Below are 12,342 nucleotides of genomic sequence, written 5' to 3'. Positions count from 1 at the left end.
TTGCGCGTTGCATGACTGCGCAACCCGTATGGCCGGCACTGTTGCTCGGTTGTGTGTTTGTCACATCGACGGTAACCCAGGCCGCGCAACCAGCGGCGGCTGCCGCCGCTGCGCGGCAGGACGCGTCGGCTTCGGCCGGCGGCGCGGCCAACCCGTCCGCGCGGCCGGCAACGGGAGATAGCAACGCGGCGCCGCTGCAGTCCGCGCCGGACGCCGGAGCCGCTACCGCGGCTTCTTCGACGGTGACCTATTCGCTGCAGCAACTCGGCGCGCAATACGCGCTCAACCTGCGCGGCGTCGACGGCAGCAATACGCTGCCGGTCGGCGTGCGCGACGATCGGGTCGTCACAGGTGCGCGACTGAACCTGCGCTATGCCTATTCGCCGGCGCTGCTGCCCGATCTGTCGCACATCAATGTGCTGGTCAACGATCAGGTGGCGGCATCGATCGACGTGCCCAAAAACACGTCCGGCACCAACCTGCAGCGCACTATCACGCTGCCGCCGTATCTGTTCACCGCGAACAGCAAGCTGCGTCTGCAACTGATCGGCCACTACACCAACCAGTGCGAAGACCCGCTGCATTCGAGCCTGTGGGCCAACATCAGCAACGACAGTACGCTGAGCATCGACACCCAGCCGCTGGCGCAGGCCGGCGATCTGGCTCGCCTGCCGCGACCCTTCTTCGACGAGCACGATATTCGCCGGTTGAACCTGCCGTTCGTGTTCGCCGGCAATCCTGATACGGCAGCGCTGGAAGCGGCCGGCGCCGTGTCGTCGTGGTTCGGCGCATTGGCGAACTATCGCGGCGCGCAATTCCCGGTATCGATCTCTACCGTGCCTGCCAGGGGCAACGCGGTCGTCATCGTCGACAGCGCGGCGCAAGCGAGCCTGGCGGACTCGCCGCTGCAAGGTCCGACTCTCGCCGTCGTGACCAACCCCAACGATCCCAACGGCAAGCTGTTGCTGGTGATGGGCCGTGACGGCAAGGAACTCAAGCAGGCCGCCGACGCGCTGGTCACGGGCAGCCAGACGCTGTCGGGTTCGAGCGCGCTCATCACGCGGTTCGCCGACCTCGCGCCGCGCAAGCCGTACGACGCGCCGCGCTGGCTGCGCACCGACCGTCCGATGTCGTTGGGCGAACTCGTCGACGCCAAACAATTGCAGGTGTCGGGCTACAGCCCCGATCTGATCCGCATCAATATGCGCGTGCCGCCCGACCTGTTCGGCTGGCACGCGCCCAACGTGCCGATCGACCTGCATTACCGCTATACGCCGCAGCCTTATATGGTCAATTCGTCGCTGCTGTTCAGCGTCAGTGACCAGTTCATGAAGTCGATTCCGCTGCTCTCGCTCGAACGGCTCGAGGGCGGCAGCAAGCTGCGGGGTGAAGTTTTGCCCGACAGCAGCCTGCCGCGCCAGGCGAAACTGGAAGTGCCGCTGGAGGCGCTGTTGCAGCCGAATACCCGGTTGCAGTTCCGCTACATGTACGACTACATCAAGCAGGGCGAGTGCCGGGACATCATCATCGACAACGTGCGCGGCGCGGTCGATCCCGAATCGACGATCGATCTGTCGCAGTATCCGCACTACATCGCCATGCCGAACCTGGCCTCGTTCGCCCAGGCGGGCTTCCCGTTCACGCGCATGGCCGACCTGTCCGGAACGGACGTCGTATTGAGCCCCAACGCGGGCCCACCGGAATACAGCACGTATCTGGCGGTGATGGGCCGCATGGGCGATTCGACCGGCTATCCGGCGCGCGGCGTCACCGTGCTGCGCGGTCAGCGCATCGACGCGATGCCGTCCGACAAGGATCTGCTCGTGATCGTCTCGGGTGCGGATCAAGCCTGGCTCAAGGACTGGGCGCAGACCATGCCCGCGGCGTATGACCACAGCGCGCAGTTCGCCGTATCGGATCTGCCGGGTCGCGTGCTGGGCTGGTTCCATGCCAACCCGCGCCTCGACGCCGAACCCCGCCGCCTGTCGCTGGCCTGGTCGGGGCCGGGCGTGAGCGCCGTGCTCGCAGGCTTCGAATCGCCGAAGCAACCGGGCCGCAGCGTGGTCATGCTGGCCAGCAATCAGCCCGACGGCCTGAAGGATGCGGTCTCCGCGTTGCTGGATGCGCCGAACTCCGGCGAGCAGCCCATCCAGGGAAGCCTCGTGTCCATCCGCGGCACGCAAGTCGATTCGCTCGTGAGCGAGCATACCTACTACGTCGGGCATCTCGGCATCTGGCGCGGCCTCGACTGGTGGCTGGCTTCATTCGGCCTGTCGCTCGCGTGGGTGCTGAAGGCGCTGGGGATCATCGCGCTCGTGCTGATCGGGGTTGGTCTGTTTTCGTTCTTGCGGCGCCGCCAGGCCCGGCGCGACGCTGAAGCCCGTGAGCGGCTGCGGGCATCGCGGCAGCAACAATCATAATCAAGGAAAGTCATGTTAGTCAGACGCAGCCGCAACCGGGCCTGGATTCTCGGACTGATGGTCGCATCGGTCGGCCACCCGGGCTGGGCGCAGGATGCTACGTCCAACATGCTGCTGGAACAGGGCCGCTACTGGCAAACGCATGACAAGCCCGATCTGGCCGCGCAGTCCTGGTCGAAACTGCTGCTGAGCGACCCGAAGCAGCCCGAGGCGCTGTATGGGATGGGCACGATCGCCGTCGGCAAGCAGCAGTTCGCGGCGGCGAACGGGTATCTGGCCAGACTTCGTGCGGCCGCGCCGGGCAGCCGCTTCGTGCCGCTGCTCGAGCAGAGCTTGCGCCTCGCGGTCGAACCGGGTAAGTCCACGTTCGCCAAGGCGCGCCAGATGGCGCAAGACGCCGTCAACCAGAAGGATCAGGCCGCGTTGTTGGCGGCCATCACCGAATATAACAAGGCCTTGGGCGGTAAAGCGCCGCAGGGCAGTGTGGCGCGAGAGTATTACAGCTATCTGGGCTATACGGATGGCGGTGTGGATCAGGCCATCCAGGGCCTCGAGCGCCTGAATGCCGAGACGCCGAACGATCCGAACCTCATGTTGCCGCTGGCCCAACATATGGTGCGCGACGAACAGGATCGCGCGGCGGGTGTCGCCCTTCTGGAAAAGCTTGCCGCTCGTCCGGACATCGGCGGCGAAGCGACGGAAGTCTGGCGCTCCGTGCTGACCTGGGTCACGCCCACGCCGAAAAACAGATCGTGGTTTGAAGACTATCTGAAGCTGCATCCGGACGACGACGAAATACGCCATCAGATGCTGGCGCCGCATCCGCTCGCACCGGCCGGTCCGGTCGTGGATGCACGACTGACACGCGGTTTCGCCGCGTTCAAGTCAGGCGACATCACCACGGCCGAGCAGTCCTTTTCCGCTGTGCTGCGTGACAAACCCGACAGCACGGATGCGCTGGGGGGACTGGGCCTCGTGCGCATGCAGCAAGGCGACCTGGCGCAGGCGCAGACGCTGCTGTCGCGGGCGGTGTCGCGTCCGGGCGCGGGCGCGAACTGGGCCAAGGCCCTCAATTCCGCGCGCTACTGGCTGCTGGTGAATCAGGCCGAGGGCGCGCAAACCGTGGGCGACTTCGCCGCCGCGCGACGCGAACTCGATCAGGCGCTGCGGTTGGATCCAGCCGAGCCGGGCGGGCGCAATGCGTCGGCCCGGTTGTATGCGGCGCAGGGCGATCTGACGCGTGCTGAAAAGGGCTACCGCGACGTGCTGGCGACAAGCCCCGATAACCGCGAGGCGGTCAGCGGCCTCATCGATATCCTGGCGCAGACGGGACGCGCCGATGAGGCCCAGAAGTTGATCGACGGCATGTCACCCGAGCAGAAGGCCGGCATCGGCGGGCTCGATCGGCTGCGCGCCGCCGTCGCCGCCGGTCGGGCCGATGCCGCCGCGCAGCGTGGCGATCTGAGCGCGGCCCGGCACATTCTGGAAGACGCCCAGCGCAGCGCGCCCGACAACCCGTGGATTCGTCTGGAGCTGGCGCGCTACGATCTCAAACAGGGTCATGCCGACGAAGCGAAGCAACTCGTCGACGGCCTGCTCGTCACGAACCCGGACAATCCCGAAGCGCTCTATGCGAGCGCGCTGCTGGCCATGCAGATGGGCGACTGGACGCGCGCGCAGGACACGATGACGCGCATCTCCACCGCCTCGCGCACGCCGAACATGGTTGCGACGGCGCAGCAGATCGATTTTCAGGTGGTCGTGGCGCAAGCCTCGCAAACGGCGCTCGAAGGCAATCTGGAGGATGCGCGGAGTATGCTGGCGCGGCTCGAACCCGCGGCGGGTCAAGACCCGGCCAAGGTGGGCGCGTTGGCGCAGGCGTATGTCGACGCGGGCAACACGCCGCGCGCCATGAGCCTGATGCACGGGCTGATGCCTAACGGTCTGAAGGGCAGCGGCCCGGATGTGCAACTGGCTTATCTGGGCCTGTTGCTCAAGACCGGCCAGAATGTCCAGGCCGGGCTCGCGATGCGCGAGATGCACGGCCAGACGCTGACCGCGGACCAGCGCCGGCAACTGGACGAACTGAACTACCTCTACACCGTGCGACTGGCTGACCAGCAACGTCAGCAAGGTGACCTCGCGCAGGCCTACGACACGCTGGCGCCGATCCTCGCGAAGCGCCCCAACGACAGCCTCGCCACGGCCGCGCTCGCGCGCATGTACGCCGCCGATGACAAGTATGACCAGGCCCTGTCGCTTTACCAGAAGGCGCTCGTCAACGACCCCAACAATCCGGGTTTGCAACTGGGCGTCGCGATGGCGGCAGTGCAGGCCGGCAAGAACAACGTTGCCGATGCGGCATTGAAAGAGGCCGTTGCGAAGGCGCCCAACGATCCCGACGTGCTGGCCGGCGCCGCGCGCATTTACGTCATGCAGGGCAAGACCCGCGAAGCGCAGTCGCTGCTGGAATCCGCCATTGCCGCCAAGGAAAAACGGCTCGGCGTGCAGGCGCAAGACGTCCACGTGGCGGGCAATCCCTTCGTCCACCACGACGACGATCACCGTCGTCAGGTCCGCCACAGTCGCGTTCCCGCTGCCGAAACGTTCGCCCCGCAACCCGCGGCGCCGGATAGCGTGCTGGCGAACCAGAAGGCTGGTTTCGGGCCCGCTGCTGCTCCGGCTGCTACCGCGGCGAGCGCGACTGCCTCGACCGTGACATCCACGGCTGCGCGCGAGCGCTCGTCCTCTGGTCCATCCGCTCTGCCAACCGTGGCGGGCACGCCGGTTGGCGGCCTGGCGCCGCAAGACACGGTCGCAGTGAGCGAGCCTCAGGACGGATCGCCGTCGCTCGAGGAAATGCGTAATGAACTCAGCGACCTCCGTGCGCAGCGTTCACCGGAAGTCAGGGGTGGGCTGTTCGTCTCGTCGAACAACGCAGCACCCGGTACGGGTCAGTTGACGAGCGTGCAGCAAGCTCTGGAAGGGGTGCTGCCGGTCGACAACGGCAAGCTTTCCATTCGCGTGACGCCGGTTGAACTCGAGGGCGGCACGTTGGGTACCGACGTCTTCAGCGCCAGTCAGTTCGGCGGCGGCCCGGCCGCCACCGGGGCGCAGCAGGCCGGCAAGGTCGCCGCACCGGGCAAACAGACCGCCTACGGCGTCGGTCTGGGTCTCGGCTACGAGACTGGGAACTGGATGGCCGACATCGGCACCACGCCTTTGGGTTTCAAGTACACCAATGTCGTTGGCGGCGTGATGTTCAGGAACTCCATCGATGCCGGGCAGGGCAGTTGGTTCAACGTGGGCGTATCGCGCCGCGCCGTGACGGACAGCATCACGTCTTTTGCTGGCTCGACCGATTCGCGATCCGGCTTGAGCTGGGGTGGTGTGACCGCCACCGGCGTGCATGGCGCGATCGGCCTCGACAATCAGGACTACGGCGTCTACGGCTACGGTTCCGTGAAATACCTGGACGGTCATAACGTCCAGTCCAACGTCGGTGCCGAGGTCGGCGCCGGGACGTACTGGTACCTGCTGCGCACGGAAAACAGCATGCTGAGCGCGGGCGTGAACCTGAGCGGCATGATCTACGACCACAACGAAAACAACTTCACCTACGGCAACGGCGGCTACTTCAGCCCGCAGCGGTTCTATGCGTTCAACCTGCCGCTCACATGGGCGCAGCGTTCGGAGCGCTGGACCTACAAGCTGCAAGGGGCCGTCGGTGTGCAGTACTACCACCAGGCCGGCTCGCCGTATTTCCCGACCGACAGCGGGTTGCAGGCCGCAGCCGTGTCGGCGGCTTCGACGATTGTCCTCGCCGACGGCGCGATCCATCCCGACCAGTCCTCCACCGGCTTCGGCTACAACCTGCTGGCCACGGCCGAATACCGCTTCACCAATCATCTGACTGGCGGAGCCTCGGTGGGCGCCAACAACTCGTCCAGCTACCGGCAGTGGTCGGCGGGCCTGTATCTGCGCTATACCCTTGCGCCACAGACGAAGGCGCTGGATATGCCGGTCATCCCTTACCAGTCGCATTACAGCGATCAGTAGCCCGCCATACTGATCGATCGGACATTGATTATTTTTCAGGAGTCGAAGAGTCATGCTTGCTTCCGTACTTGCTGGTCTCAGCATTCTCATAGTCGGCGATAGCCATCTGAGCGAACCCGGTTATCTCATCGATACGTTGCAGGATCAGTTGATCGCCGCTGGCGCGCAGGTGCATACCTACAGCGTCTGCGGCAGTATTCCTGGCGATTGGGTGAAGTCCGTGCCCGGCACATGCGGTGGCGCCGAGCGTAACGGCAAGGCGCCCCTGGTCATCGACCACAACGCGAAGACCCAACCCGTCGATCAATTGATCGCCGCGAACAAGGCCAGGCTCGTCATCATCGTCCAGGGCGACACGATCGGCGGATACGGTAAGGACGATTTCCCGAAGGCCTGGGCCTGGCAGCAGGTCACGGCGCTGACGCAAGACCTGGCCGCCAACAAGACGGCTTGCGTCTGGGTAGGGCCGGTCTGGGGCACGGAGGGCGGCAAGTATCAGAAGAGCTTCGCCCGTGTGAAGCAGCTGTCGTCTTTCCTCGCCGCCAATGTCGCGCCGTGTCAGTACATCGACTCGCTCACGTTTTCCAGGCCGGGCGAATGGGCGACGGTCGATGGTCAGCATTTGACGACGACCGGCTACAAGTACTGGGGCACGGACATCATGAAGGCACTGGTCAAGCTGCCTGTCGTTCCGCAGAAATGACGCGCCGGGCTTCGAGCTGCGCCTGCTCAGGTTTCCCGTTTGAGAAAAGAATGAAAAATTTCCTCTCCTCCCTGTTGTTGTCCGGCTTCGCTCTGTCCGGTCTCGGTTTGTCCGTGCAGCCGGCCATGGCCGCAGAAATTCCGCTATACCCGACCGGTCCCGCGGAGGACTCGTCGTTCGTGCGTTTTGTCGATGGCGGTTCGGGTCCGGTCGACGTGAGCGCGGCGGGGTCGAAAGCGCGTCTGACGCTCGACGCCGCGAACCCGGCCACTCACTTCCTTCCGATCGCCGCAGGCAAACCGGTGGCCGGCACACTGAGAGCCGGTAGCGCGCACCAGGACGTATCGGCGACGGTGCAGCCTGGCGAGTTCGTCAGCATCGTTGCGCTCGATGGCGCGGATAAAGCGGGTGGCCTGCATACGGTGACGGTCCGCGAAAAACCCGACGACTTCAATGCGCTCAAAGCTTCGGTGGCTTTCTACAACCTCGACGCTGGCTGCGCGACACCCACGCTGAAAGTGCCGGGTCGCGACATCGTGCTGCTCGACGGCGTGGCTGTGGGGCAAGCCAGGCGGCGCCAGGTCAACCCGATCGCCCTCTCGGTGCAGTTGGTCTGCGGCGGCCAGCCTGTGGGGCAGCCACTCAGCCTGGGTACGCTCGCGGCCGGGCAGCGTTATACGGTGTTGCTCGTGCCGGGCGGGGCGCATTCGCGCATCTTCATTGCGAACGACGCGGTGAGCCACTGATCGCATTTGCGCCTCCTCCTTGAAAGCGACGCCGCTCATCGCCGATTTCCGGCTGTTCCCCGTTTTTCATCTGGTTACGACGGGCAGAGCGGGGTTCGGTGTGTTTCGCGATGGCGCGTCGGTCCAGATATCTTTTTCGATTGAGAACGATGCATGGTTTTCGCGTCCCTCGAATTTCTGACGCTGTTTCTGCCGGCCTTTCTGGCGATCTACGTCGCGTTGCCCGCGCGTTGGCGCAATGGCGTGCTGCTGTTTTGCAGCTGGCTTTTCTATGGCTGGTGGAGCCCGGTCTTTCTGCTGCTGTTCATCGCGCTGACCTTCTGGGGCTGGTTCGGCGGCATGGTCATAGACAGGGCGCCGAGCCAGCGTGCACGCGGTGGCTGGCTGGCCGTGTTCATCGTCGTCAACGTCCTGATATTGGGCTGGTACAAGTACGCCAACATCGTGGTCGATAGTCTCGACAGTGTGCTGGGGGCAGGCCATGCAGGGTCCATCCCCTGGCGACACGTCGTGCTGCCCATCGGGCTTTCGTTCATCGTGCTGCAATCCATCTCCTATCTGATCGACGTGCAGCGCGGCACGGTGGCGGCTGATCGCAGCATGATCCGTTACGGCGCCTATCAAGGGATGTTCGTGCATCTGATCGCGGGGCCGATCATTCGCTATGCGTGGGTGAGGCGCGAGCTGGTGTCGCGCGAGGTCGACTGGGACGGTTTTGCAGCCGGCGCAAGGCGGCTCATGGTGGGCATGAGCATGAAGGTGCTGGTGGCCGACACACTCTCGCCGATAGTCGACGCGATCTTCTCGTTGCACGCGCCCACGCTGGCCGACGCCTGGCTGGGCTGCGGTTTCTACACGCTGCAGTTGTTCTTCGATTTCGCGGGCTACAGCGCCATGGCCATCGGGTTGGGGCAGATGCTGGGCTTTCGCTTTCCCGAGAACTTCAACCATCCGTACCTTGCCAGCAGCATTCAGGATTTCTGGCGCCGTTGGCACCTGTCGTTGTCGAGCTGGATACGCGATTACCTGTACATCCCGCTAGGCGGCAACCGCCACGGTGAGTGGCAAGCCTGCCGCAATCTGTTGCTGACCATGGCGATCGCCGGCCTGTGGCACGGCGGCGATAGCTGGAACTTCCTGCTGTGGGGCCTCGTTCATGGCATCGCCCTGATGGTCGCGCGCCTCTGGCGCCGGTTCGATATGCTGAGCATGCCGTCCTGGTTATCGCACGTGCTGACGCTGGTTTTCGTCATGCTCGCGTGGACACTGTTTCGCGCGGCGGGTTTCGATGCCGCGCTCGCCATGTATCGCGGCCAGTTCGGTTTGAATGGCATCGGCCTGAGCGACGCGACGCTCGTGCTGCTGCGGCCCGTGCACGCTCTGGCTGCCGGGTTGGGCATCGTGTGCGTGCTGCTGCCGCTCTGGCAACAGCGTTGGGATCGCCTTCCCGACACGGCGCTGCGGCAGCTAAGGCAGGCGGGGTGGCCGCTAGCCGGTTTTCTGTTGTCGTTCGGTCTGATCGTCGCGCGCGGCGCGGTGCCTTTCCTCTACTTCCAGTTCTGACGCCATGGAAGATCCCAAGCCGCTACCTCAATTACCCGCCTCGCGCGCCAGCAAGATCGCTGCCGTCATCCTGATGGTCTTCCTGTTCGCGGGCCTGCTTTCCAATCTCAGGTTCGCGTCGACGACCGAATCGGTGTTGCCTCATGCCGTGACCCGGGCCGGCATTCTGGACGGTGCGGTATCGAAAGAACTCGCCAGTCGCATGGCCGATACGCCGATCGCCGCCGACGCGGCGCGCGCGCAGCGTGCGCTGGGCTGGCTGACGCTGCACGATCTGGGGCCGCGCGTGCGGCAGGGCTGCCCGGGCTGGTTGTTCCTGCGCGACGAACTCAGCGTGTATGCCGATAGCGACAGTCATCTCGCCACGCGCGCGGACACGGTGGCCGCCGTGCGGCGCGACCTGGCGAGGCACGGTATCGCGTTGCTGGTCGTCGTGGTGCCCGACAAGTCGCGTATCGAGCCGCAACATCTGTGCAGCCTGTATCGTCCGGTTTCGTTGGGTGCGCGTCTCGCTGACTGGACCTCGCGTCTGACCGCTGACGGCGTGCAGGTGCTGGATCTAAGTCCGGCGCTGCGTGGCGCGCCGGGCGGCGCTTTTTTTCGGACTGACACGCACTGGACCGAGGACGGCGCGGGTGCCGCGGCGCAGGCCGTGGCGCAGCGCATCCGTGCGATGGGGGTGCCGCTGGGTTCGAGTAAGCCCGACTATCGCGTCACAGACAAGCCTCCCGGCCGGCGGCCCGGCGATCTTGTGCGTCTGGCCGGCCTGGATGATTTGCCGCCGTCCTGGCAGCCGAGGCCTGAGATTGCGGCCAGCCGTGACTACATTCCTCAGGCTCAGGCGGCCGCGTCAGCCGACGATCTGTTCGGCGATGCCGATCTGCCTGGCATCGCCGTGATCGGCACTTCTTATTCGACGACGTCCGATTTCGTGCCTCAGCTCGCTTTGGCACTCGGAACAGGCGTGGGTAATTTCGCACGCGAGGGCGGCAAGTTCGGCGGCTCGGCGCGCGCCTATTTCGCGAGTCCGGCTTATGCTCAGACACCGCCCAGGCTCGTCGTTTGGGAATTGGACGAACGGGATCTGCAGTCGCCGCTCGAAGCGGAAGATACGGTCGTCGTGCCGAAATCCAGCGCCATAGACTCACGGACTCCGCATGTCGAAGCCAGCACACTTTAACTGCCATAGCTTGATGGCGATGATGCTAGGGGCGGGCGCGCTGCTATACGCCGATCTGCCCATGGCTGCGCCGCTGCCGGTGATCATTACGGTGGATGCCGCGGCCAACCGGCATCCAATCAGCCCGCTCATCTATGGCTTGAACTTCGGGACGGCGGAAATCCTGCGGGATCTGCGCGTGCCGATCAACCGCTCGGGCGGCAACACCGCTTCGGCTTACAACTGGCGGGTCGACGCTCACAACACAGGCCAGGACTGGTTTTTCGAAAGCCTGCCGACCGATCCAAAAGACATCTACCAATATAACGACCGTTTCGCGGCGCTTACCCGTGACGGACACGCTTCACCGATGCTGACCATCCCGATGATCGGCAGGGTAGCGCGACTCGATAAGGACGGTAAGCCGCTCGTCAGTTTTTCGGTCAACAGGTACGGCAAGCAGCAGAGTGTCGACGCTCACGGTTTGTCTGACGCGGGCAACGGCATCGCACCCGACGGCACCCCTATCAGGAACGACCCGGACGATGCTTCGTTGCTGGACGACCCGCAGAGCCAGCAGGAGCGCGTCAGGCAACTCATGCGTGGATCCGGTAGTGCCGGCTCGGACGGTGTGCATTACTACCTGATGGACAATGAGCCGAGTCTGTGGCAACTCAACCATCGCGACATGCATCCCATCGGCGCCCATGCCAGCGAGGTAGCGAACAAGGTGATCGCCTATTCGCACGCCGTGAAGGCGGCAGACCCGGGCGCGCGGGTCGTGGCACCGGAAGAGTGGGGTTGGACCGGGTATCGCTTTAGCGGCTTCGATCAGCAGTACTTCGCCGCGCACGGCCAGGGCAATCCGCCGGACAGGGAAAACGAAACGCGAGGCATGGATTACGTCCCATGGCTGCTCACGCAATGGAAGCAGGCCGGACGCCCTGTCGACGTTTTCAGCCTGCACTTTTACCCGCAGGGCGGAGAATTCAAGGAAAACCAGAATGCGGCCACGGCTGAAACGCCTGCCATTGAACTCGCCCGTAACCGCTCCACGCGCGACCTGTGGGATACGAGCTACAAGGATCCGACCTGGATCAATAGCGTGGTGGCCCTGATTCCGTTGATGCGGCGGTGGGTCGACAGCTATTACTACGCTGGTACGCCGATCGCGCTGACGGAATACAGTTGGGGCGGCGATACGACCATGAACGGCGCCACGGCCCAGGCCGACGTGCTGGGCATCTTTGGCCGGGAAGGGTTGGACATTGCCACGCGCTGGGGCACATTGAATCGGGACATGCCGGTCTACAAGGCGATCAAGCTCTATCGCAACTACGATGGCCAGGGCTCGGGCTTTGGCACCACCAGCATCGCCGACACGCAGCCCGACCCGGATCGGGTCTCGTCTTTTGCCGCCGTGCGTGATCACGACCGCGTCATGACCATCGTGGTGATCAACAAGCAGCTTGATCAACCGGCTGACGCCACAATTGCGATCAACAACTTTGATGTGACTCAAGGCAAAGCCCAGACCTGGCAACTCATGGACAATGCCTTATCCCGTCTGCACGACACCGACTATGCGAGCGGCCAATTGCACCTTACTCTGCCGCCGAAAACCGTAACCTTGCTGGTTTTGCACGGCGCGGGCCGGCAATGACTCCGTTACTCGCATGCTGGTGCGGGCCA

General features: G+C 64.5%; 7 protein-coding genes. All 7 read left to right on the top strand.

Annotated features, from left to right (window positions below):
• Positions 1 to 11: 11 nt before the first annotated feature.
• Positions 12 to 2,420, top strand: coding sequence for a cellulose biosynthesis cyclic di-GMP-binding regulatory protein BcsB (bcsB, locus tag OKW28_RS03865; RefSeq protein WP_429443855.1), 2,409 nt, complete (start codon positions 12 to 14; stop codon positions 2,418 to 2,420).
• Positions 2,421 to 2,477: 57 nt separating this feature from the next.
• Entirely contained in the window at positions 2,478 to 6,479 is a 4,002-nt protein-coding gene (locus OKW28_RS03860; RefSeq protein ID WP_429443854.1) for a cellulose synthase subunit BcsC-related outer membrane protein, read from the top strand.
• Positions 6,480 to 6,531: 52 nt separating this feature from the next.
• The gene (locus OKW28_RS03855) at positions 6,532 to 7,182 is read left to right on the top strand and encodes an SGNH/GDSL hydrolase family protein (RefSeq protein ID WP_429443853.1); all 651 of its coding nucleotides are present in this window, start codon (positions 6,532 to 6,534) and stop codon (positions 7,180 to 7,182) included.
• Positions 7,183 to 7,232: 50 nt separating this feature from the next.
• Complete coding sequence (locus OKW28_RS03850) at positions 7,233 to 7,928, top strand: cell division protein FtsQ (protein WP_429443852.1); 696 nt, start codon at positions 7,233 to 7,235, stop codon at positions 7,926 to 7,928.
• 153 nt (positions 7,929 to 8,081) lie between these two features.
• A complete protein-coding gene (locus OKW28_RS03845) occupies positions 8,082 to 9,491 on the top strand; it encodes an MBOAT family O-acyltransferase (RefSeq protein WP_429443851.1) in 1,410 nt (469 codons plus the stop codon).
• Positions 9,492 to 9,495: 4 nt separating this feature from the next.
• Positions 9,496 to 10,671: an alginate O-acetyltransferase AlgX-related protein gene (locus OKW28_RS03840; protein ID WP_429443850.1), complete on the top strand. Its 1,176-nt coding sequence runs from the start codon at positions 9,496 to 9,498 to the stop codon at positions 10,669 to 10,671.
• The gene (locus OKW28_RS03835; protein WP_429443849.1) at positions 10,649 to 12,313 is read left to right on the top strand and encodes a glycoside hydrolase family 44 protein; all 1,665 of its coding nucleotides are present in this window, start codon (positions 10,649 to 10,651) and stop codon (positions 12,311 to 12,313) included. The genes OKW28_RS03840 and OKW28_RS03835 overlap by 23 nt, the downstream gene beginning before the upstream one ends.
• Positions 12,314 to 12,342: the final 29 nt, after the last annotated feature.

This window comes from Paraburkholderia sp. 40, from assembly GCF_050434105.1.
Classification (GTDB): domain Bacteria; phylum Pseudomonadota; class Gammaproteobacteria; order Burkholderiales; family Burkholderiaceae; genus Paraburkholderia; species Paraburkholderia tuberum.
The sequence above is the reverse complement of the archived record's forward strand: the minus strand, read 5'-3'. Positions and strand labels throughout refer to the sequence as shown.

Bases quoted from the DNA above. Each gene is read 5' to 3' on its own strand.
- OKW28_RS03840 (WP_429443850.1), top strand. From the start codon at position 9,496: ATGGAAGATCCCAAGCCGCTACCTCAATTACCCGCCTCGCGCGCCAGC.
- OKW28_RS03855 (WP_429443853.1), top strand. From the start codon at position 6,532: ATGCTTGCTTCCGTACTTGCTGGTCTCAGCATTCTCATAGTCGGCGAT.
- OKW28_RS03835 (WP_429443849.1), top strand. From the start codon at position 10,649: ATGTCGAAGCCAGCACACTTTAACTGCCATAGCTTGATGGCGATGATG.
- bcsB (WP_429443855.1), top strand. From the start codon at position 12: ATGACTGCGCAACCCGTATGGCCGGCACTGTTGCTCGGTTGTGTGTTT.
- OKW28_RS03850 (WP_429443852.1), top strand. From the start codon at position 7,233: ATGAAAAATTTCCTCTCCTCCCTGTTGTTGTCCGGCTTCGCTCTGTCC.
- OKW28_RS03860 (WP_429443854.1), top strand. From the start codon at position 2,478: ATGGTCGCATCGGTCGGCCACCCGGGCTGGGCGCAGGATGCTACGTCC.
- OKW28_RS03845 (WP_429443851.1), top strand. From the start codon at position 8,082: ATGGTTTTCGCGTCCCTCGAATTTCTGACGCTGTTTCTGCCGGCCTTT.